The organism is Shewanella sp. VK101, assembly GCF_056497865.1.
The window spans coordinates 3,479,898-3,502,635 of sequence record NZ_CM151402.1 but is presented as its reverse complement, the minus strand read 5'-3'; the positions used below and the strand labels follow the sequence as shown (position 1 = coordinate 3,502,635).

The window sequence follows — 22,738 nt, the reverse complement described above, 5'->3', positions numbered from 1 at the left end:
TACTCTTGGGGGAATTTGTGACCGGTAAGCGGATTTTAATTGTGGGCGGCGGCGCCGGAGGATTGGCGCTGGCTTCCAAGCTGGGACGCAAATTGGGCCTGAAGGAAGAGGCTGAAATAACCCTGATAGACAAGAGTCCGGTACATATCTGGAAGCCCAAACTGCACGAAGTGGCCGTTGGGGTGATAGATCAATCGGTAGAAGGCTTGCTGTATCGCGACCATGGCCTGAAAAATGGCTATCGCTTCCTGCGCGGTGAAATGCTGCAATGCGATCCCGAGGCCAAGACCATCACCCTGGCCGGGGTCAGTAATGATGACGGCGAGCAGATTATCGCCGAGCGTGAGTTGCCCTATGACTATCTGGTGATTGCCATCGGCGGGGTGGCCAACAGCTTTAACACCCCGGGTGCCAAAGAGCACTGTATCTTCCTCGACAGCCTCGACAGCGCCAATCAATTTCACCACAAGTTGCTGGACAACCTGTTACTGCTGGATGAAACCAGCGAAAAGCTCAGTATCGGCATAGTGGGCGCTGGCGCGACCGGGGTTGAGCTGGCCGCCGAGTTGCATCATGTGCTGGACTCGGTCAAAGAATACGGTTACCTCAATGTCGACAAGCATCATCTGGAAATTCACCTGATTGAGGCGGCGCCCAAGATATTGCCGGCTCTGCCGGACAAGGTGAGCTCCAGAGCCCAGTCTGTACTGGATCATATCGGAGTACGCTTGCACATAGGGGTGCAGGTCAAAGAAGTGACCAAGCAAGGCTTTATTACCCAGGAAGATGTGCTGATCCCTGCCGGGCTTAAGGTTTGGGCTGCCGGCGTCAAGGGGCCGGATGTACTGCAGCAGTTTGATAAGTTGCCGGTCAATAACCGTAACCTTATCGAGGTCGATGCCTGTATGCGGGTCAAGGGCCATAAGGATATCTACGCCTTGGGCGACTGCGCCTTTTTGGTGCAGGACAACGGCAAGCCTGTGCCTCCCCGGGCACAAGCCGCATCGCAGATGGCGGAAACCCTGTATAAGAATATTCTCAACCGCTTGAAGGGCAAGGCAGAAAATCCTTTTGTCTACCGCGACTATGGTTCATTGGTGTCACTGAGCCGTTTCTCGGCGGTGGGCAATCTGATGGGCAACCTGAGATCCGGCTCCCTGTTTATTGAGGGTTACGTGGCGCGGATGATGTATATGTCCCTGTATCAACGCCATCTGGCGAGTTTGTACGGTTGGTTTTCGGCGCTGGTGTATCGTCTGGCACAGCGGCTGCTGAAATGGCACAGGCCCAAACTCAAGCTGCACTGATAAAGTGATTTTGAATCTTATCGCAAAGGCGCTCTGTAGAGCGCCTTTTTAGTGGCTGGAATTTCAGCTTGCTTGCACCCTGGCGCTCGAGTCTCTGATAACCGGCTCTGGGGTGAAGATCTCGCTGCGAGCGCTCTGCTCTCGGCGATTGGCGATCAACAGCTCGGTAGCTATCTCGGCAATCTTGCCGTTGGGCTGATGCACTGTGGTCAACTTGGGCCAGGTTTGGCGTGAGAAGGGACTGTCCTCAAAGCCGACAATCGAGAGCTCGGTGGGAATATCCACCCCTTCCAGCCTGGCGGCAAACAGGGCTCCGGCGGCGATTTCGTCGTTACAGGCCACTATGGCGCTGGGCCGGTTAGCCCCTTTGAGCAGCTTCTTGGCACCTTCAACTCCGGATTCAAACGAGTATTCACCCTCGACAATCAGCTCGGGAGACTCGTCCAGGTCGTTATCCCTCAAGGCCTGACGATAACCTTCGAGACGCTCCTTGGTGGATTGGTGATGATAGTCGCCGCTGAGAAAGGCGATCTGCCGATGCCCGAGATCGATAAGATGTTGGGTAATGGCCACGGCGCCGGATCTGTCGTTAACCAATACCGCCAGCCCGGTATCGGCCAGCACTCTGTCACCGGCCATGATACGAACATAGTTGGCGCCTATGGCATCCAGGGCGGAGAGTACCTTGGGATCTTCCGACAGCGGCGGCGTCAGTACCAGTCCGGCCAGGCGGGCATGTTTCACCATAGTGGTCAGTTGTTCACAAATACCATCGGCCTTGGCATCACAGGGGTGGATCAGCAGCTCATAGCCCTTGTCCCGACAGGCGGAAAGAATACCGTTCTGCATATCGATAATGTAGTAGGCATTGGGGTTGTCATAGACGAAGCCTATGACATAAGAACTGGTGGCAGCCAGGTTGCGGGCAGCTAAATTCGGCTGGTAATTCAACGCCTTGATTGCAGCATTGACCTTGTCGATAGTGGCCTGTTTAACCGAAGGCTCATTATTGGTGACCCGGGATACTGTCTTGATGGAAACGCCGGCATATTTAGCCACGTCATTGATGGTTACTTTCATTCAACTTAGTCCGAGATGTCAGGCGAATACTCACAGCCAGCGGGGGCCGGAAGCGGCATGGCCGCTTGTCGAGCATCTTATACTGCTGACTTTTAGCCAGTTTGGCAACGCAGAATTTAGGGAAGGTGCGAATAAGTCCTCATGGCCTTCTCTTTTGCAGAGAGTGGCTTGCACAGCAATTAGCTTTCGGCGTTATCCGACTTCCTTAGTGATTAGGCCATTATATAAATTCGTTTCCCGCTATTGTTAACGCGCTTGGTTACACAAACTTCTGCCTGGACAGTTTTTGACCAGAATAAAAATCTGTTTTCTCCCATTAACACAGCAATATGACAGTTTTTATTCACTCTGGCGTTATTTTGTTGTGGCAAGACTGTTAATTATTGTGTAATGTTTATCTCCAGACATGACAGCGTTGTCATTCTCTTGAAGGGAATGGTTATGGCAACAAAAAAGATAATAAAGTGATGGAAGGGAAACGAGATGCGAACATCTACCTTTAAGAAAACTGCCCTCGCTGCAAATATCGCTATCCTCCTTGGGGGAGCGGTATCTGTTGGCGCGCTGGCTGTCGAGGCAGCAGATAACAACAGCAACGAAACTGCCAATATTGAAAAAATTGAAGTCCGCGGCATGCGTGCCTCGATGAAGGCTTCGGTCAATACCAAGCGTTTTTCAGATGCCGTGGTCGATGCGGTAACTTCAGAAGATATAGGTAAATTCCCCGACAGTGATGTGGGGGAGTCTCTGGGACGTATTCCTGGTGTCGCCGTTAACCGCCAGTTCGGTCAGGGGCAACAGGTCTCTATCCGCGGCGCCTCGGCGCAGCTGACCAGTACCCAGCTTAATGGCCACTCGGTAGCTTCTACCGGTTGGTTCGATCAGCAGGCCATCGACCGCAGTTTCAACTACACCTTGCTGCCGCCAGAGATGGTGGGCTCGATTGAAGTCTACAAATCTTCCCAGGCCGATATTGCCGAAGGGGGCATAGGCGGTACTGTCATCATCAACACCCGCAAACCGCTGGATTTGGATGCCAACTCAGTTTTCCTGAGCGCCAAAGGGGACTATGGTAGCGTCTCGGAAGAGATAGATCCTGAAGCCTCCGGTCTCTACAGCTGGAAAAACGAAGATGAAAACTTCGGTGTATTGCTGGCAGGTTCCTGGAGCCAGACGGACTATCAGCGCAATGGCATTGAAACCCTGCTTGGCTGGGGTGAGATAGTGCCAACCACCTTCCAACAGGATCGTGAGCGCACCGCAATCAATCTGGTGTTGCAGTATCGTCCCACCGACAGACTGGAATTGGGGCTCAACTACATGAATCTGGAGCTGGACGCCAACAACGCCAACACCTCCATCTTCCTGTTTCCCACTCAGCGAGGCGACTACACCTGTGAACAGGTCAATGCCGCCGGCGTTTGTACCAAGATAAATCACAGCGATCAGGGCGGTTTTGCCTGGGCACAAACCTGGGCCCGTAAGGCGAGCATGAGCTCGGATACAGTGGATTTCAACTTCAACTATGAAGCGGATAACTTCACCGTTGAAGGCCGCATAGGCCGCACCGAAGCAGAGGGCGGTACCGACTTGACTGCCAACTATGGCAACTCAATCGGTGTCCCGGCTGACTTTGCCGGTATCTATGACGCCACCGGCGACAAGATCAACATCGACATCGCCAACAAGTATTTTGAGGCCGGTGACTTTAACGACCCATTGGCCACTGCCGGCTGGGCGCTGAAGAAGCAGCCCAACACGGATGAAGAAACCTTCGCTCAGTTGGACTTCAACTTCCCGGTAGCCTGGGGCGCTATCAGTGCCATCAAGACAGGTGTGAGCTATGCCGATCATGAAGTCACCCAGATGACAGATGCGGCGATAGTCAATGACGCCAAGGTACTGACCAAGGACGCTTCTGCCTACTACAATGGCACCATGTCATCCGGCGCCGGTTTCACTCTGCCTGAGCCGATATTTGATGCCATGATTGCCGATGCCTATGCCGCCATCGATGGCTTTACCGTTGACAAGTCTGGTTACGGCACTATCCAGGAAGAGAACCTGGCTCTGTACGCCATGGCTACTTTTGCCGGGGAAGGATTCCGCGGTAACTTCGGTTTCCGTTACATCTCTACCGACATTGAGTCTGACTATTACGCGCTGAACGATCAGGGCCAGTTCGCCGATGATCTGAGCACAGACAAGTCCAGCTATAACGATGTACTGCCGAGCGTTAACATCGCCTTCGACTTGAGCGAGGATGTGATACTGCGCGCATCAGCCGCTCAGGTGATCTCTCGCCCCAACTACGCCGAGCTGTTTGCTACCTCGACCCTGCCGGGTTACAACGACGGTACACCTTTTAATGAAAAACTGGTGCGTGGCAGTGTGGCGCTGGAACCATTCAAGGCGACCCAGGCCGACTTGAGTCTGGAGTGGTACTTCAGTGATTCTGGCCTGTTTGCCGCCACTTACTTTATCAAGGATGTCAGCTCCTTTATCACCACCAAACAGAAGCTGAATCAGCAGATAGGTATTGAAGATCCCAACCTGGTAACCGAAGGTGAAAGTTCTTGTGGCGTAGGTATCTATGACTGCTGGACTGTGAGCGAGAAGTACAATGCCGACGGCGGTAGCATAGATGGTATCGAGCTGCAGCTGCAGGACTCCTTCGACAATGGTTTAGGTTACTCAGTGAACTATACTTTTGCCGATGCATCCTCTCCGGCAGAAAACTATCCTGATCGTGTGGGCGTGTTCTCTGACTCATCCAAGCATACCGTCAACCTGGTAGGTTACTATGAGATGGACGACTTTAGCGCTCGTCTGGCCTATAACTGGCGCTCCGAGTATATGATGCGCGAGCTGCCTGGTTTCTACGGTAACCGTCAGCACGAGTCTTACGGGACCTTGGATCTCAGTGCCAGCTACTCGGTAACCGACTATTTGGATATCACTTTTGAAGCGGTCAACATCACCGAAGAAGACAGCATACAGACGGGTGTTTCCCCAATTAGTGCAGAGGATGTGATCAGCGAGTTCAAGGCCGATTACCCAGTGTGGAGCTTTGAAGGCGAAGCCAGATATAAAGTAGGTGTAGCCCTGCGCTTCTAAGTACAGGTCTTTATCTTCAATACCAAAGCCGACCCCAGGGTCGGCTTTTTGCATCAGCTCCCTGAGCGCTTTCCCTGTATCTTTATAAAAATCTTCCTCGGCAAGTCACAGTTTCGTCAGTGCCAGGGAATTAAGTGTATGTTTGCTGACATTTCAGAAACTTCAAGTAACGTGATTCTTGCAGAATTGCACCAGCTCCACGATGTTAGGCCGCTGGTACAGCGGCTAGCATAGCTTTCAGCTCAAAATAGCCAAATAGCATTGGTTGGGTCTCCGGCGATGGATGTTTCTCATTGCCTGCCGCAGGCTTATGCACAGGCGATACTGTGACACGGCGTGAATACGTCCCTGTAGCCTCGACGAAAACGTCCCTGTTTTCGACGGTCACAGCTCCGCCTGTGCCTGAAAATGAGGTGTATGCCTGTGGGCATATAGGTAGCTTCAAACAAGTTAGTTCTCACAGAATTGCACCAATTCCCCCCTTTGGAGCCGCCGCTGGCGTTGTTGCAAATTGGCGTAGCCGAGACAGGGATGTCGAGGCTCGAAGGTCGAGCAAGGATGCGAGTCCTGAGTGTAGTCAATTTGTTTCATAAGCCCGCGGGGATTTCGGCTACGTCGGGGTGTCCTTGGGGATGCAAGGGGCTTTGGACAAGCAAAGCCTCTTGGCCGGTGTGGTGTGGAACACCACGACTTTAGGCCGCTGGCACAGCGGCTATCATGGCTTTAAGCCAAAACTCACCAATAAACTAGGTCTTAGCTTCTGGCTAAGCAGCTGCCAATCACCTGCGGTGCGGATGGGCAGGAAGCCCAAATGCCGTGAAGGACAGGACGCCTGAGAACGGCCTCTCGCACAGGCGATCCTGTGACTCGGCGTGAATACGTCCCTTATCTCCATGGATGGAGTGTATGCCGAATTTGTCTGGAACAAAATTCGGCCCTGTTTTCGACTGTCACAGTTCCGTCTGTGCCAGAAATATATGTGTATATCTGTAGCTTCCAATGACTCTGTTTGGGAAGAATTGTACCTACTCCCCTTTCTAGTGCGGCCCCTTGCACAGGTAAGACAGTGAGCCAATAAAAAGGCTGCCAAGGCAGCCTTCTGATCTCTGTACTGGGATTAATCCAGCAGCAAGTCGATTTGGTTCAGTGAACACAGGTGAGCATAAACCGGTGAGTAGACGCCGCGCTTGGCAAATTCCAGTTTAACCTCATCGCTCAGGGCGTTGAGCTTTTGCTCATCGACGATATAGAGGCCATCTATATTGCTCTTTTCACCCTGTTTGTTGGTTACTGTCAGAGTCTTGGGTTGCAGTAATTCATGGCTGGTCAGGGTCTTGACGAACTGCTTGGTGATTTCACGGTACTCAATCAGGTTGCCGATAAATTCGATGCGGTTTTTCAGGAATTCGGTCTGCTCACCGGTTTCGGTAAACAGGGCTTCGCCCTTGTCTTCGCTGACATGCTTGCTGTTGACATCGATACCGATAAGTACATTTTCCTGGCTGGAGTCACCGGCGGCAAAAGGTTGCATCCGGCACTGCATAGGCAGGTAACGTCGGGTCCAGGTGTTGTCCTTGATAAAGCAGTTACTCTCAGGCTTCAGAGAGGTGATGGCAACCGGCTGGAATTCTCCACTTTGGCTGTTCTTGGCGAAAATGATCGGGAAACTGGTGGCGGCAGGCAAAAATTCCTGCACCAGCAAAGGCAACATATGGTGCTTCTCAAATTCGCTGAAATCTATGCCTGGAGTGACTTTCAGAGCCTTGTGTGCGCCGTTGTTGAGCGGGACGTATTGTGCTGTCATTGTCTTTTTATCCTTGTTATTTGAGGTTCCGTCAGCCAATCAACTGACGCACCGGAAAATAAATCGTCACTGAAATATCGGGGCCAGAACCGCTTCTTCGGTTGTATTAGTACCGCAAACCAGTAAAAAGTTCAGCTTGAGACTTATTGGCTTGTGACCCCAAGCATGCTGCGGATGTTAACAGTGGTCAAACTGGATGTCATTGTTAAAAATATGTTCGCAAGCGCTGTTTTCAAGGGGGCTTGGGAAAATAAAAATTGTCAAAAAAATGTAGAAATAAGGTTTGCACTTGTGTATGTTTAGCAATGACAGCGTTGTCATTGCTTGTGTGACTATTGTTTCTATGGCCATGTTGTCTTGTAAGGTCTGCATGTCGAGGATGAGGTCTCCTTTACATGCCTTCCACAGTTGAGTATCTGTCGGGCGGCTGCGCAACTGTGTTTTCAATACTGTAGTCTCTCCCCGGAAACTAGAGTGGGCTGGGTGCTGATTTCAGTACCTGGCCATTTTTTTATCCCGGTTGTCACTCAACGTAGCTTGCTGAGGTGACAGCCACTGCTTGAGTCGACAGGGAATATGGCATCATGGTGAAAACAATAATAAGGACAGGAGAGTAACGGAATGAAGTTAACTATCGCGGCGTTAGCCATTGCCTTGAGCTTGGGGCTGACGGCTTGTTCTGACAAGCCGCCGGCAACCGGGACTGAACCAGGGCAGAGCCAAGCCGGTTCTTCGTCAAAAGCCTCGAACGAAGATCTGACTCAGAATAAGTTGCATAGCTTTGCCCAGAGTTTGCAGTTGAAATATGCCGTGCTGTCCAATGTGCCGGATGACAACTGCGACCCGAGCCGTGCCGAAGGCCGCTGTTTCCAGGCGCAAATTCGCCTGACTCCGAGCGAAGATCTCAGCGCTTCTGACTGGGCCATCTATTTTAGCCAGATGCGTCCGGTACTCTCGGTTGCCTCGCCTGAGTTTCATATAGAGCATATTCAGGGCGATCTGCATCGTCTGACGCCAACAGCCGCTTTCGGCGGTTTCAAAAAGGGTGTCAGCGAAATCATCAATTTTCGCGGTGAGCTGTGGCAGCTGTCGGAAATTGATGCCATGCCCAACTATTACATGGTGGTTGAGGGGCTCAAGCCGGAGGTCATCGCCAGCACTGAAGTTAAGCAAGACCCGGATACCAGGCTTGAGTTGCTTCCCTATGTGCAGCCTTACACGGATGCCGAGAAACAATATCGCCGCAGCTCACAGGATAGGCTGCCCTGGGATACCGCCAGTGTCGTCTTCGGCCAAAATGCCGATACTCCCGATGATGCCGGCCTTGCGGTGGCAAGCCTTATTCCTAAGCCGGATTCAGTGACTTGGCTTGAACAAACCCCTGTCACCCTCAATGCCGGGATTAAGCTTAACCCGAGCCACATAGCTAACGGAGTCGAGCTGCAATCACTTGAGGCGGCGCTCTTGCGCCTGCAAAGGTTGGGTGTCAGCCAGAGCGAACAAGGATTGGCGCTTAACTTACTGCCACTTGAGGGAGGGCAAAGCGAGCACTATCGACTCGAGATTGAGGCCGGCGGAATTAACCTGGCCGCCGCAGACGCCGCGGGTTACTCCTATGGCTTGGCGAGTCTTGCAGCCTTGCTGCAGTTGCCTGCCGATGAGACCCAATCAATAGCACTGCCACAGCTGCGCATTCAAGATGGCCCCAGATACCCGTTTCGCGGCATGCATCTGGATGTTGGCCGCAACTTCCACTCCAAGGCGTTTGTGCTGAGCCTGCTGGAGCAGATGGCGGCCTATAAGCTCAACGTATTGCATTTGCACATGGCCGACGATGAAGGCTGGCGCCTGCAGATCCCCGGTCTGCCGGAGCTGACCGAGATTGGCAGCAAACGCTGCCACGATCTCGATGAAAACCGCTGTTTGCTGCCGCAACTGGGCAGTGGCCCCAATCCTGAGACTCAGGTCAACGGGTACTACACGACCCAGGACTATATAGATATTCTCAAGTTTGCCGCCGCAAGACAGATCCAGGTGATCCCGTCGATGGATATGCCGGGGCACTCCCGCGCCGCCATCAAATCGATGCAGGCACGTAGCCGCAAGCTATTGGCTCAGGGCGACAGTCAGGCCGCCAGCCAATACCTGCTGGCGGATCCCGAGGATGCCACTGTTTACAGCTCTATTCAGTATTACAACGACAACACGCTCAATGTCTGTATGGAGTCCAGTTACACTTTTGTCGCCAAGGTGATAGATGAAATTGCCAAGCTGCATCAGGCCGCCGGAGTACCGCTTAAGCGCTACCACATAGGTGCCGATGAGACCGCCGGTGCCTGGCTCGACTCGCCGGCCTGTGAACGCTTTATTGCGGCCAATTCGCAGCGGGTGGCCGACAAATCTGCCCTCGGCGCCTACTTTATTGAGCGGGTATCGCAGATGCTGGCCGAGCGCGGCATAGAGGCGGCCGGTTGGAGCGATGGCATGAGTCACGTCAACCCGGCCAATATGCCGAGCCCGGTGCAAAGTAATATCTGGGACATAGTCGCCCACGGCGGCTTCAAACGGGCGCATGCCCAGGCCAATCTCGGCTGGGATACTGTGCTGTCCAACCCGGAAGTACTCTATTTCGATATGCCGCCGGCGGCCGATCCGAAAGAGCCCGGCTATTACTGGGCCAGCCGCAGCAGCAACAGTCGCAAGTTGCACAGCTTTATGCCGGATAACCTGCCGGCCAATGCCGAGCAGTGGGGCGATATTGAGGCCAGGCCTTTTATTGCCGATGACACAGAGCAACTCAGCCCACAAGGAAAGCGTCTCAGCGGCCCAATGGCGCCGGGCAGGGGCTTTATTGGCCTGCAGGGGCAACTCTGGAGCGAGACGATTCGCAGCGACACGACCGCAGCCTATATGATTTTCCCTCGCCTCTTGGTTTTGGCGGAAAAGGCCTGGCATAAGCCGGACTGGGAACTGGCTTACCGGCATCAGGGGGCAAGTTACAGCCAGGATTCCGGTTACTTCGTTGCCGAGCAGCGAAAGGCGCAGGCAGAGGATTGGCATCGACTGGCCAACATCCTGGGGCATAAGGAGCTGGCCAAGCTGGATAAGGCCGGGGTGCATTACCGTTTGCCGCTGCCGGGCGGCAGAATCAAGGATGGCAAGCTTGAGGCCAATATCATCTTTCCCGGGCTCAAGATCCAATATCGCCTACCAGGAGCTGAGTGGCAGGAGTATCGCGGCCCTGTGGCAATTGCAGCGCCGCTTGAGCTTCGCACTGTCTCACCCGATGGCCGCCGCTATAGCCGGGTTCAGCCACTGAATTAGTCTTTAAGCAGGTACTGATGTGGGCTGGCGTTAACAGATAACGCCAGCCACGCTGCCTGACTTATTTTAATGCCTGGTTTTAATACTTGAGTGGCGTTTAAAAGTGGTTAAGGAAGTCTGAGTCGCTCAAAGATAGTGGCTTAATGAGTATTTATTGGTTAATTTTCAATATATTAATCAAGTCAAAGTCCTAGCCATGAGTCTATTGATTTCTGCTGATTAAAAATAAATGACAACGCTGTCATTTTTGGTGTAACATTAGTTTAACCACATGGTTAACGATTGCTTTAACTTGAGTCCGCTCAGTGGAATGTCATCGGGTAAATCCTGAAAGGCGCCTTACTGCAGCGATTTGTCAGTGTTCCGCCGCGCCAGATTGCGCCGTGACCATAAAAGAAACAGAAAGAGGTCTGCCATGGGGGAAAACCCGACACCGGATGCACAAGTGTATATAGGGATAGACGGCGGCGGCAGTAAGTGCCGGGCAACCGTCTACTGCCGGCAAAAGGGTGTGCTGGGAACCGGAGTTGCCGGTCGGGCCAATCCTTTGCACGGTCTGAGCCAAACTTTCGACTCCATCATAAGTGCTACAGGTTTGGCCCTGGCCGATGCCGGTCTGCGGCAAGCCGATTGCGCCAATATGGTGGCCGGTCTCGGGCTTGCCGGTGTCAATATTCCCAGGCTTTATCAGGAGATCCTCGATTGGAGGCATCCCTTTGCCGCCATGTACCTGACCACAGATCTGCATACCGCCTGCATTGGCGCCCACCATGGGGAAGAGGGTGCCGTCATCATCACAGGTACTGGTTCCTGTGGTTATGCCCATGTGGGTGAACGGCAATTGTCTCTCGGTGGTCATGGCTTTGCTCTGGGCGATAAGGGCAGCGGCGCCTGGATGGGCTTGAAAGCCGCGGAGCAGGTGTTGTTATCGCTCGATGGTTTTGCGCCGCAAACAGCCCTTGGCGCCAAACTGCTGGCCCATTTCGGGGTGACAGATGCCCTGGGGATAGTGGAAAACCTCGCCGGACGCTCCTCCAGTTGTTATGCCGCCCTGGCGAGAATAGTGCTGTCCTGTGCGGCCGAGGGCGATGATACCGCTACCGCTATAGTTAGCGAAGGTGCCGACTATATCAGCCGGTTGGCACGGCGCCTGTTTGAACTCAATCCGCCGCGATTTGCCATGATAGGCGGCCTGGCCGAGCCGCTCAGGCCCTGGCTGGCCGACGATGTGGTCGAACGAATCGCCCCCGTGTTGGCGCCACCGGAAATCGGTGCCGTGCACTTTGCCATGCACCAACATCAAGACTCGCAATTTTCAGCCCGTCCGGCCGATGCCGGCGCATACGACTTAGCAAAGGTGAAACCATGACCCATACCATAATGGAGCGCGAGGCTCGCAGTGCTCCCGAAAAGATTGCCAACCAGTTGCAGGCCAATGACCGGTTAGCCCGAGAACTGGGGCAGCGGCTGCGCGAGTTTGCTCCCAAGTTTGTGATGATTGTGGGTCGCGGCTCTTCCGATCACGCCGGGGTATTTGCCAAGTATCTGTTTGAAATAGAAGCCGGTGTGCCTACCTTTGCCGCCGCGCCTTCGGTGGCCAGTGTCTATGGCAAGCGCTTGCAGTTGGCCGGTGGCCTGGTGATAGTCATCTCTCAGTCGGGACGCAGCCCGGATATTCTGGCCCAGGCCAAGATGGCCCGCGAAGCCGGTGCCTTTTGCGTGGCGCTGGTCAATGATGAAACCGCCCCCATTAAGGACATAGTCGATCTTGTATTGCCGCTTCGCGCCGGAGAGGAGCAGGCGGTAGCTGCCACCAAGAGCTATTTGGCTACCCTGTCGGCGCTGCTGCAACTGGCTGCAGCCTGGACCCAGAGCCCTGAGTTGGCCCGCGCCTTAGATGAATTGCCCCAGGCGCTGCAGGCGGCTGTGGATGCAGAACCTCAACTGACTGCCGAATCTTTGCAGGGCAGCAACAATCTGGTAGTGCTGGGACGTGGACTGGGTTATGCCATCAGTAAAGAGATAGCGCTCAAACTCAAGGAAGTCTGTTCTATCCATGCCGAGGCCTTCTCCAGCGCCGAATTTCTCCATGGCCCTGTGACTCTGGTGGAGAACCACCTCAAAATAGTCGATGTCTGTGTGGCCGATGAATCCTATGCCAGCCATCTTGAGCAGATAGCCGAAGTCGGGCGCCGCGGCGCTGAGTTGGTTCACCTCAAGCAAACTGCCAATGAGGTTCACCCCAGAGTGGCGCCTCTGGCATTGCTGCAGCGTTTTTATATCGATGTGGCCGCTGTGGCCATAGCCAGAGGCATAGATCCGGATCAACCGGCCGGGCTTAAGAAAGTCACCCAAACCCTTTGATTAAAGTGGCCGGCGTGCCTAAACGGGACAACGCAGTGGAGAGCAGAGAATGACGCAAACCTTTATCGCCGAGCGCTTGTTCGATGGCAGGCAATATCATCACAATCTGAGCTTTGCCGTGGAGAACGACCATCTGCAGGCCTTGGGCTCTGCGGCAGGTTCAGATGCTATCCGCCTGCAAGGCTTGGTTGTACCCGGGTTTATTGATGTGCAGGTCAATGGCGGTGGCGGCGCGCTGTTTAACGGCGAGCCTACACTCGAGTGTATCGCAACCATAGGCCGGGCCCACGCCAGGTTCGGCACCACAGGCTTTTTGCCGACCCTGATCACCGACAGGATCGAAGTGATGAACCGCGCGGCCGATGCGGTGGCCGAGGCGATAGCCAGGCAAAGCACAGGGGTGTTGGGGATACATTTTGAGGGGCCGCACTTGTCTGTGCCGAAGAAAGGCGTGCATCCACAGCAGTATATCCGCCGAATTTCCGATGCCGAGCTGGTATTATTCAGCCGTCAGGACTTGGGGGTTCGCTTGGTGACCCTGGCGCCGGAAAATGTGGCGCCAGAGGTTATCAGTGCCTTGGTCGAGGCCGGTGTCCGTGTTTGTCTTGGTCACTCCAATGCCGATTATGATACCGTGCGTTTGGCTCTGGCGGCCGGTGCCAGCGGTTTTACTCACCTCTACAACGCCATGTCGCCCTTGGGCTCCAGAGCACCGGGTATGGTGGGCGCCGCCATAGAGGACGAGGCCAGTTGGTGTGGCCTTATCGTCGATGGTCACCATGTGCATCCGGCTGCAGCCAAGGTGGCCATCCGCGCCAAGGCCAAAGGCAAGATGCTCTTGGTGACGGACGCCATGCCACCTGTGGGGTTGGATCAAGATGCCAGTTTTGAGCTCTTTGGCCAGCAGGTGCTGCGCCAGGGCGATAGACTCAACGCCATCACAGGAGAGCTGGCCGGATGTGTGCTGGATATGAATACCGCGGTGCGAAACGCTGTCTCTCTGCTGGGGCTCAGTGTTGAAGAATCCATACGGATGGCGAGCGAGTATCCGGCGGCATTTCTTGGACTCGAGCAGCTGGGCCACTTGGCTGCGGGCAAACGTGCCGATTTTCTGGTGCTCGATAATGAACTCAAGGTGCAAAGCACCTATATCGGCGGTCAATTGGTTTACACCGCCGAGGAAAGAGTGTGCTGAAATAAGCCGTTGCGCCAAGAACGCGATTAACCCTCTTCACATAAGCAGTGCAGCTTTTACCCGGATAAAGATAATAACAACAGGGAAGCCCTATGACTGAAAAGATAGCGGCGGCAACTGAGACCGCCAACAAGCCCAGGCTGATGTCGCTCGATGCGCTACGGGGTTTTGACATGTTCTGGATCCTCGGCGGTGAAGCGCTGTTTGCCGCCCTCTTGCTGCTGACTACTTGGAGTGGCTGGCGTTGGTTCGATGGCCAGATGCACCACAGCAGCTGGCATGGTTTTACCTTCTACGATCTTATCTTCCCGCTGTTTATCTTCCTCTCCGGCGTTGCCCTGGGTTTGTCTCCCAAGCGTCTGGACAAGTTGGCGTTTGCCGAGCGACTTCCAAAATATAAGCACGCAGTTAAGCGTTTGGCTTTACTGCTGTTTTTTGGCGTGCTCTACAATCACGGCTGGGGGACGGGCATGCCGGCGGCCCTGGATGAGATACGCTATGCCAGCGTCTTGGGGCGTATCGCCTTCGCCTGGTTTTTTGCCGCCATGCTGGTGTGGCACACAGGGCTCAGAACCCAGATCTATGTTGCAGTCGCTATCTTGCTGGGATACGCCATGGTGCAGCTGTGGCTACCGGTCCCGGGCGGCAGTGCCGGGGACTTTAGCGCCGCCGGTTCCATCAACGCCTGGGTAGACAGTCATTTCCTGCCCGGGATCAGTTACCAACATAAGCCTTATGATCCGGAAGGCCTGTTATCGACCCTTCCCGCAGTGGTCAATGCTTTGGCCGGTGTGTTTGTGGGCCGCTTTTTGCAGCAGCAAAGTTTTTCAGCCTGGGGCAGGGTGGGTTTGCTTTGTCTGGCCGGGCTTGTTTGTTTGGGGCTTGGCTGGCTGCTTAATCCTCTGATCCCGGTTAATAAAGATCTCTGGACCAGCAGTTTTGTGCTGGTGAGCAGTGGCTGGAGCCTGTTGCTGCTGGCGCTGTTCTACGCCGTTATCGATGTGCTTGGGCTGCGTTGGTTGGGTTTCCCCTTTGTGGTGATTGGTTGCAACGCCATCATCATCTATCTCGCTTCCAGTCTGGTTCAGTGGCGCTATAGCAGCGAAAGTCTGTTTGGCGGTTTTATCAATAGCGCCCCTGAGAACTGGCTGCCACTGCTTGGGGTATTGGCCATGCTCGGGGTGCAATGGTTGCTGCTCTGGTGGATGTATCGCAGGCAGTTGTTTATTCGGGTTTGAGGCTTAGGGAAGGTTCGAACAAGCCCCATGTGTGCTCTGCGTCGGCTTACGGGCTTGGATGCAAGGCGTGGTTCGCCGCAAATGGCCCTAGTCCTTTGCAAGAAGCACAACACAGCAGGCAGGCCTGTAAACCACGCCCTTCGGGGCTTTCACAGCAACCGGCTCTCTGCGTTATCCGACCTCGACATGCCCCGGCATGCCTTCAGTCAGATGCCTTGAACGCCAATTGCTGTGCAAGCCAGAGTGCCACGAGGACTTATTCGCACCTTCCTTAGCTTGCCTAAGTGAGGCGAACAAGCGGCCATATGCCTAATGCCGATCAGTTAAGACAGATCGCTTGACGATCTCACTGAAAGGATCAAAATCCGATGACCCCATGTCATCGGATTTTTTTATGCAACTTTCAGAAGCTTTGGCGCGTACTCATATCAATCGTCTTACCGAATTCACCTGTCTGGCCGATGTACTTGAGCCTGAGTTAATTCAGTCGTGCCTTGATTCACATGGTGTTGCCAGTTTAAGACGACGTAAGTTACCTATGGATGCCATGATTTGGGCGGTGATTGGTATGGCTCTGTTCAGAGGCGAGTCCGTCCGTTCACTCATCAATAAGCTTGATATCGTCTTACCGCAAGAGGTGGATTACGTTGCGCGCAGTGCTGTCACGCAAGCGCGTAAGCGATTGGGCTCTGACGTTGTTCAGGATGTGTTTAAGCGAAGTGCCAAGACCTGGCATGAAAGAGCAGAGCATCCTCATTGGTGTGGGCTCAACCTCTACGGTGTCGATGGTGTCGTGTGGCGAACACCTGATAGTGAGCAAAACAATCAGGTGTTCGCCAAAACCGCCAACGCTTCTGGTGATGCTGCCTATCCTCAAATTCGCATGGTTTGCATGATGGAGTTAAGCAGCCACCTGGTATTGAACAGTGCCTTTGATTCTGTTGCTGTCAGTGAAATGAATTTAGCCGCCGAACTGATATCAAGCATACCCAATAACAGCCTGACGCTGTTTGACAGAGGCTTTTATTCGTTGGGGCTTTTGCACGCCTGGCAACAGGCTCAACCGAACAGTCACTGGCTGCTGCCGTTGAAGAAAGGGACACAATATGAAGTGGTACGCTCTTTAGGAAAACACGACCAACTGGTGCAGTTAGCCACCACGCCTCAAGCCAGAAAGAAGTGGCCTATGCTACCTGACAATATTGAAGCTCGCTTACTGACAAAGACGATAAAAGGTAAGTCGGTTTCCATTTTGACCTCATTAACAGACCCCTTGCGTTATCCGGGGGCAGAGATAGCGGATTTATATGCCCATCGATGGGAGATAGAAGTGGGCTATCGGGAGATGAAGCAGCATCTTCTGGAGAGTCGCTTTACGTTGCGTAGTCAATTGCCAGAGTTGGTTATCCAAGAATTGTGGGGGGTACTATTGGCCTATAACCTCATCAGATACAAGATGATGTTGATGGCTAAGAGCTTACCGTCGTTACATCCGAACCAATTAAGCTTTAGAGATGCATCGAGTTATATCATTTTTAAACTGACTCAACTGTCATCTCAAACGCCTGGAAATGTCCCGAGAGAGGTCTTGGACATAGTGCGTAATGCGAGGCAGTTCAAGCTTGATGGGAAACGGGATAGAGCCTATCCACGTGCGTTAAAAATGAGTAAAAACAAGTATCCCATTAAGCCTAAGAAAAATGCCGTTCACACTAAGTGAACGGCATTAGCCATATGCCTGGTTTAAAATTAATGACAGCGTTGTCTTTTTTGTTATTATGACGTAACTTTATTGAAACAAAGCCGTGTATAAAGCTGCCGCGGCATCAAGGTTTCAAGCGTTAAACACCACTCAAGATGGATGGGGCGCCGATAAATTTGGTTGCCAAACAATAAATTACTATAAGAAGCAGGTTTATGAACATGACAGTTGCTACCCCGGCTGACGCAGCCTCAAGAAGCAGTTTTCTGCCTATGACTATCGTAGGTGCGCTGTTTTTCATCTTTGGATTTGTGACCTGGTTGAATGGTTCATTGATCCCTTTTCTGCAAATCATCTGTGAGCTCAATGAGTTTCAGGCACTGTTTGTCACCTTTGCCTTCTACATCGCCTATACCGTGATGGCGCTGCCCATGTCGTCGATCCTGCGCCGCACCGGCTATCGCAATGGCATGGCGGTGGGGCTGGGGATCATGGCAGTCGGCTCTGTGCTGTTTATTCCCGCCGCCTTCAGCGCCAACTTTTTAATGTTTCTGCTGGCGCTTTTTGTACTGGGAACCGGCCTGACCATTTTGCAGACGGCATCCAACCCCTATGTGGTGCATATTGGTCCGAAGGAGAGCGCCGCCATGCGGATCTCCATCATGGGGCTGATTAACAAGGGCGCCGGGGTGATAGTGCCTATTCTGTTTACCGCTTTGGTATTGGCTGATCTGGAAGGGTTCACCGCCGGGCATCTGGCTGCCATGGCCCCGGCCGAGCGAGAAGCCCAAATAAGCGAACTGTCTGCGCGTCTGGTGATGCCCTATATCTATATGACGCTGGCGCTTGTGGTGTTGATTGCACTGGTGAAGTTTTCTGCTTTGCCTGAAATCGCCTTCGAGGGAGAAGAGGGAGAGCACGCCGACAAGAGCGGTATAGTGCATTTCCCTCAGGTGATCCTTGGCGCCATAGCCATCTTTGCCTATGTGGGGGTTGAAGTGATTGCCGGCGATACCATAGGTCTCTATGGTGCCAGCCTCGACGTCAACAATTTCGCATCCCTGACCTCCTACACCATGGTGTTTATGGTTATCGGCTACCTCTTGGGGGTTAGCTGTATTCCACGTTTTATCAGCCAGGAAAAGGCTTTGCTCGCCTCGGCCTTGGCGGGTATTGCTTGCATCTTTGGCATCATCTTCTCATCGGCCGAGAGCCATGCTATCTCGTCGCTGCTGTGGGGGTGGAGCGGTATTCCAACTATTCCGGATACAGTCACCTTCGTCGCCATGATGGGCTTGGCTCACGCTCTGGTTTGGCCCTCTGTGTGGCCGCTGGCGCTGGAAGGGCTGGGCAAGTACACGGCCCAGGGCTCGGCGCTGCTGATCATGGGTATTTCAGGTGGCGCCATACTGCCGCTGATATTCGGCAAGATTGCCCACTTCAGCGACAATGTGCAGTTGGGTTACTGGATAGGCTTGCCCTGTTATCTGTTTATCCTCTTCTATGCGCTGAAAGGCCATAAGATGCGCAGTTGGTAACAGCGAGAGTTTAGCCCTCCTTGGTGACTTAACTGATCTGGTCGGCAATGGCCATTTGCTTCAAGCTCCCGAGCCTTTTGGCTCGGGGATCTCGTTTTAGCTGATGTCTCAGTCACATTGAACCCAAAACAGCTCTTGTGTCATAAAGAAGTCAATGACGGCTGGCTCAAACCCGAATGGCTTTTTCACCGCAGTCGAAAGGCGTTGACCACTATCAATATCGAGGTCGCGAAATAGGGATTGGGGTTAACCCGGTTACAGCTTGAGGTATTTTTTATATTCAGGCTTTTTATGCTTAAGCAAAGCAGCTTTAGGTTAAGCCACGAGTTAGCGCAAAGGGAGAGGGAAAGGGCGGTCTGCCGCAGAAATCGGGTAAAACCGTGGCTGAAGTCAGCGGGAATGATATAAACAAAAACGCCACTCAGTGAGTGGCGTTTTTGTTGTTTCATGGTGCCGGCACCAAGAGTCGAACTCGGGACCTACTGATTACAAGTCAGTTGCTCTACCAACTGAGCTATGCCGGCTAAATTGTGGTGCCCGAACCCGGAATCGAACCAGGGACACGCGGATTTTCAATCCGCTGCTCTACCAACTGAGCTATTCGGGCAACTGAACTGAGTGTCAGTCATCTACTTCGAACCGGGAGTTAAGGCCCGTGTCGTTCGGAGTGCGCGTATAATATAGTTCTGAATTTTTTCCTGCAAGTGCTTTTTCCGCATAAATCCTGTGTTCGCTCAGTTAATGCTCAGAATTGGGCTTTTTGAGCTGAAATCAAACTGATATCGCTTGAAAAGCCAGCAGGCCGCCTATTGCATCAAACTATCTTTGCCGCAATCTGCCGTGTTACCCGCATCACTGTGGCTCTTTAAGCCCACCTTTTGTCCTACTTTCTAAAATTTCGAAAGAAATGGCCAATATTTAATGATTTTAGTTTTCATTTAGCCTCCATATGATGAGCTTAAGACATAGCTTAAGGATAGAAAATGCTTGCCAACACTCGTCAGGGCTACGGCCTTGTCAGCATTTTGAGCCACTGGTTATCGGCCATTGCCGTGATAGGCCTGTTTGGGCTCGGCTACTGGATGGTTGATTTGACCTATTACAGTGCCTGGTATCAGAAGGGGCCGCATCTGCACAAGAGTATCGGTATTTTGCTGTTGGCGCTTACCCTGGTCAGATTGTTGTGGAAACTGCTGAGCCCGTCGCCACAGGCAATACCGGACAAGCCTTTACTGCAGAAGGCGGCCCGTTTGACGCATTGGGGACTCTACCTGTTGCTGCTGCTGATTATGTTGAGCGGCATATTGATCTCCACCGCCGATGGCCGGGGTATCGCGGTATTTGACTGGTTTGAGCTGCCGGGTGTCGGTGAGCTGTTTAACAATCAGGCCGATATCGCCGGGGCGATACATAAATACGCCGCCTATAGCTTGATAGCCTTGGTGGTGCTGCATGCCTTGGCGGCGCTGAAACACCATTTTATCGATAAAGATCAGACACTCGTCAGGATGATTAAACTCAAGAGAGGATAGCAAAATGAAAAAGACCCTGTTTGCCGGTTTGCTTGGCAGCGCCCTGTTATTGCCTTGCGCCGTGAATGCCGACGACTATGTGATTGATACCCAGGGCGCCCATGCCTCTATCAACTTTAGAGTCAACCATCTTGGCTACAGCTTTGTGGTCGGGCGTTTTAACGAATTTGAAGGCAGCTTCAGTTTTGACAAGGCCAACCCGGCTGATGCCAAGGTGAATGTGACCATCAACACCCAAAGCCTGGATTCAAACCATGCCGAGCGGGACAAGCACCTACGTTCAGCCGACTTCATCAATGCCGGCAAGTATCCCAAGGCCAGCTTCAAGTCCACCAAGGTGGAGGACAAAGGGAATGGCGAATTGGCGATCACCGGTGACTTTACCCTCAATGGGGTCACCAAGCCGCTGACCATAGATGCCAAGGCTATCGGTGAAGGGCAGGACCCTTGGGGCGGGTATCGCGCCGGGTTTGTCGGCTCTACCGAGTTTGCCCTCAAGGATTACAAGATTACTACCGATCTGGGCCCGGCTTCCACTCACGTCAAACTCGACCTGGTGGTTGAAGGGGTTAAGCAGTAACCCACAATAGTTTTTACAGAAGGCGCCGTCGGCGCCTTTTTCTTTGGCCCGCAAACGGGCAGTGAAAACCACCGAAAGTCAGCGGCCGATATGGCACAATGAGCGCCAATACAAACAATAGAGCCCGGGTACTTGGGCCGCCGCATCGTTGTGAGCTGAAACCATGTTGAATATCGAAACCCTTGAGCTGCTTAAACAACTGCTCGAAAGCCAACCCGCGGTATTACTGTTGTTCGGCGGCGAGCATTGCGGCGTGTGTCAGGCGTTGAAGCCCAGAATAAGCGCCATGTTGGCCGACGAGTATCCACTATTGCAGGCGGCCTATATCGATTGTCAGGGCCCTGGCCAGCAGCTATCCGCCCAGATGAGTATCTTCAGTCTACCCGTGGTGCAGGTCTATTTTGACGGCGAAAAGTTTGCCGAGTTGCAGCGGGTATTTTCTCTGGCGGATCTGCGAGAGGCAATCGACAGGCCCTATCGGCTCAGTTTTGAGTCTTAGGGAAAATAATCGACAGGGCTTTCTCTTATTGAGTTCGGAGCTAAGGAAGGTGTGAATAAGTCCTCGTGGCCTTCTCTTTTGTAGAGAGTGGCTTGCACAGCAATTGGCGTTCAAGGCATCTGACTGAAGGCATGCCGGGGCCTGTCAAAGTCGGATAACGCAGAGAGCCGGTTGCTGTGAAAGCCCCAAAGGGCGTGGCTTACAGACCTGTCTGCTGTGTTGTGCTTCTTGTAAAGGACTAAGCCATTTGCGGCGAACCACGCCTTGCATCCAGGCCTGTAAGCCGACGCAGAGCACACATGGGACTTGTTCGCACCTTCCCTGAAGGAGTAGTTAGATGAAAAATAGGGTGTATATGGCCCAGAGTCTGGATGGTTTTATTGCCGGACCCAATGGTGAGCTTGATTGGTTGGCGGCAATAGATAACCCGGAGGGCAGCGATCTGGGATTTGCCGAGTTTATGGCTTCGGTCGATGCTCTGCTCATGGGGCGCAACACTTTTGAAGTGGTGGCCGCCTTCGATGCCTGGCCCTACGATAAACCTGTATTTGTTGCCAGCAATAGTCTCAAGCAATTACCGGAGGGTTTTGCCGGCAAAGCTGAGTTAATTTGCGGCTCGGCAACTGAAATGCTCAGCGCCTTGCATGCAAAGGGGTACCACAACATCTATCTTGATGGCGGCGCTCTTATTCGCTCCTTTATTGCCGCCGCTCTGGTCGATGAGCTGACCATTACTACAGTGCCTGTGTTGCTGGGGGGCGGGATTCGGCTATTTGATACCTTGCCTGGTTCTGTGAACTTGAAGCTGGTGTCATCACAGTTGCTGTTGGGGCAATTGGTAAAGAATCGTTATCAGTTTCAAAGGGAGACACAGGCATGAATCAAGTGGGTACCTTAATCTTTTTCTGCGGCAAGATGGGCGCGGGCAAGTCGACTCTGTCGCAAGAGTTGGCTTCAGAGCGGCGCGCCGTCTGTATTAGTGAAGATCAGTGGCTTGCCGCTCTTTTCCCGCAAGAGATCCAAAACTTTGGCGACTATCTCAAGTTTTCGGCCCGGCTCAAACCTGTTATGAGCGCACATATTCAGGCATTACTCGGTTGCGGTGTCGATGTGGTGCTGGACTTCCCGGCCAATACCGCAGTGCAGCGTCATGGATTCAAGGCCCTGGCCGAGGCGGCTGGAGCGCAGCATCTGCTGGTCTATTTAGAGGCAGATGATGAGTTGTGTCTCGAGCGTCTGGCACTCAGAAGAGTTCAATGCCCGGAGCGGGCAGCGTTCGACAATGAAACCGTCTTTCGGCAGGTGAGTGCCTATTTTGAGGTGCCAACGGCCGAGGAAGCGCTATCGATAGAGGTGCGCCCGGCCTGAAAACAGCGGACATGGCGTTCGCTATTTGGCTGTGGCAGACCAAGATTATTTGTGCCAATATGCGCCGGCCGGTTTGCTGCTCTTTGGCAG

16 protein-coding genes and 2 tRNA genes are annotated in these 22,738 nt (G+C 53.2%); 14 read left to right on the top strand and 4 right to left on the bottom strand.

Annotation, left to right across the window (positions count from 1 at the left end; genetic code table 11):
- Positions 1 to 17: 17 nt before the first annotated feature.
- Positions 18 to 1,307 carry an NAD(P)/FAD-dependent oxidoreductase gene (locus ACSHSR_RS15660; RefSeq protein WP_101059094.1) on the top strand — a complete coding sequence of 430 codons (1,290 nt, stop codon included), beginning with the start codon at positions 18 to 20 and terminating at the stop codon, positions 1,305 to 1,307.
- 63 nt (positions 1,308 to 1,370) lie between these two features.
- Here ACSHSR_RS15660 and ACSHSR_RS15655 read toward each other — a convergent pair whose 3' ends face one another.
- On the bottom strand, positions 1,371 to 2,387 hold the full coding sequence (locus tag ACSHSR_RS15655) for a LacI family DNA-binding transcriptional regulator (protein ID WP_479630919.1): 1,017 nt from the start codon (positions 2,385 to 2,387) through the stop codon (positions 1,371 to 1,373).
- A 483-nt stretch (positions 2,388 to 2,870) separates the two neighbouring features.
- Here ACSHSR_RS15655 and ACSHSR_RS15650 point away from each other — a divergent pair, with 483 nt between their 5' ends.
- Complete coding sequence (locus ACSHSR_RS15650; protein ID WP_479630918.1) at positions 2,871 to 5,504, top strand: TonB-dependent receptor; 2,634 nt, start codon at positions 2,871 to 2,873, stop codon at positions 5,502 to 5,504.
- 1,117 nt (positions 5,505 to 6,621) lie between these two features.
- On the opposite strand, the gene ACSHSR_RS15645 is transcribed toward ACSHSR_RS15650, so the two are convergent.
- On the bottom strand, positions 6,622 to 7,308 hold the full coding sequence (locus ACSHSR_RS15645) for a SapC family protein (protein WP_025009486.1): 687 nt from the start codon (positions 7,306 to 7,308) through the stop codon (positions 6,622 to 6,624).
- 621 nt (positions 7,309 to 7,929) lie between these two features.
- Here ACSHSR_RS15645 and ACSHSR_RS15640 point away from each other — a divergent pair.
- The 7 genes from ACSHSR_RS15640 to ACSHSR_RS15610 all read left to right on the top strand — a co-directional run bounded on the left by ACSHSR_RS15640 (position 7,930) and on the right by ACSHSR_RS15610 (position 18,669).
- Positions 7,930 to 10,632 (top strand): family 20 glycosylhydrolase, encoded by a 2,703-nt coding sequence (locus ACSHSR_RS15640; RefSeq protein WP_432517114.1) that lies wholly within the window; start codon positions 7,930 to 7,932, stop codon positions 10,630 to 10,632.
- Between the two features lie 415 nt (positions 10,633 to 11,047).
- Positions 11,048 to 12,001 (top strand): N-acetylglucosamine kinase, encoded by a 954-nt coding sequence (gene nagK, locus ACSHSR_RS15635; RefSeq protein ID WP_044733969.1) that lies wholly within the window; start codon positions 11,048 to 11,050, stop codon positions 11,999 to 12,001.
- A complete protein-coding gene (gene nagB-II / locus ACSHSR_RS15630) occupies positions 11,998 to 12,996 on the top strand; it encodes a glucosamine-6-phosphate deaminase NagB-II (protein ID WP_144217325.1) in 999 nt (332 codons plus the stop codon). Before nagK ends, nagB-II begins: the two co-directional genes overlap by 4 nt.
- A 49-nt stretch (positions 12,997 to 13,045) precedes the next feature.
- Positions 13,046 to 14,191, top strand: a complete 1,146-nt coding sequence (gene nagA, locus ACSHSR_RS15625; protein WP_447018717.1) for an N-acetylglucosamine-6-phosphate deacetylase — start codon at positions 13,046 to 13,048, stop codon at positions 14,189 to 14,191.
- Between the two features lie 92 nt (positions 14,192 to 14,283).
- On the top strand, positions 14,284 to 15,429 hold the full coding sequence (gene nagX / locus ACSHSR_RS15620) for a transmembrane glucosamine N-acetyltransferase NagX (RefSeq protein WP_479630917.1): 1,146 nt from the start codon (positions 14,284 to 14,286) through the stop codon (positions 15,427 to 15,429).
- A gap of 394 nt (positions 15,430 to 15,823) precedes the next feature.
- A complete protein-coding gene (locus tag ACSHSR_RS15615) occupies positions 15,824 to 17,149 on the top strand; it encodes an IS4 family transposase (RefSeq protein WP_208184440.1) in 1,326 nt (441 codons plus the stop codon).
- Between the two features lie 197 nt (positions 17,150 to 17,346).
- The gene (locus ACSHSR_RS15610) at positions 17,347 to 18,669 is read left to right on the top strand and encodes a sugar MFS transporter (RefSeq protein WP_427911249.1); all 1,323 of its coding nucleotides are present in this window, start codon (positions 17,347 to 17,349) and stop codon (positions 18,667 to 18,669) included.
- A gap of 448 nt (positions 18,670 to 19,117) precedes the next feature.
- Here the strand turns inward: ACSHSR_RS15610 and ACSHSR_RS15605 are convergent.
- Together ACSHSR_RS15605 and ACSHSR_RS15600 are read right to left on the bottom strand one after the other, a co-directional pair.
- A tRNA-Thr gene (locus tag ACSHSR_RS15605) sits at positions 19,118 to 19,193 on the bottom strand.
- Positions 19,194 to 19,200: 7 nt separating this feature from the next.
- A tRNA-Phe gene (locus ACSHSR_RS15600) sits at positions 19,201 to 19,276 on the bottom strand.
- A 376-nt stretch (positions 19,277 to 19,652) separates the two neighbouring features.
- On the opposite strand from ACSHSR_RS15600, the gene ACSHSR_RS15595 reads away from it, so the two are divergent.
- From ACSHSR_RS15595 to ACSHSR_RS15575, 5 genes are all read left to right on the top strand, one after another.
- Positions 19,653 to 20,201 (top strand): cytochrome b, encoded by a 549-nt coding sequence (locus ACSHSR_RS15595; RefSeq protein WP_071237992.1) that lies wholly within the window; start codon positions 19,653 to 19,655, stop codon positions 20,199 to 20,201.
- Positions 20,202 to 20,205: 4 nt separating this feature from the next.
- The gene (locus tag ACSHSR_RS15590) at positions 20,206 to 20,781 is read left to right on the top strand and encodes a YceI family protein (protein WP_045282939.1); all 576 of its coding nucleotides are present in this window, start codon (positions 20,206 to 20,208) and stop codon (positions 20,779 to 20,781) included.
- 163 nt (positions 20,782 to 20,944) lie between these two features.
- Positions 20,945 to 21,280 (top strand): thioredoxin family protein, encoded by a 336-nt coding sequence (locus ACSHSR_RS15585; protein ID WP_096141518.1) that lies wholly within the window; start codon positions 20,945 to 20,947, stop codon positions 21,278 to 21,280.
- Positions 21,281 to 21,617: 337 nt separating this feature from the next.
- Positions 21,618 to 22,160: a dihydrofolate reductase family protein gene (locus ACSHSR_RS15580; protein ID WP_025009479.1), complete on the top strand. Its 543-nt coding sequence runs from the start codon at positions 21,618 to 21,620 to the stop codon at positions 22,158 to 22,160.
- The gene (locus ACSHSR_RS15575; protein ID WP_096141517.1) at positions 22,157 to 22,648 is read left to right on the top strand and encodes a P-loop nucleotide/nucleoside kinase family protein; all 492 of its coding nucleotides are present in this window, start codon (positions 22,157 to 22,159) and stop codon (positions 22,646 to 22,648) included. The genes ACSHSR_RS15580 and ACSHSR_RS15575 overlap by 4 nt, the downstream gene beginning before the upstream one ends.
- Positions 22,649 to 22,738 lie beyond the last annotated feature (90 nt).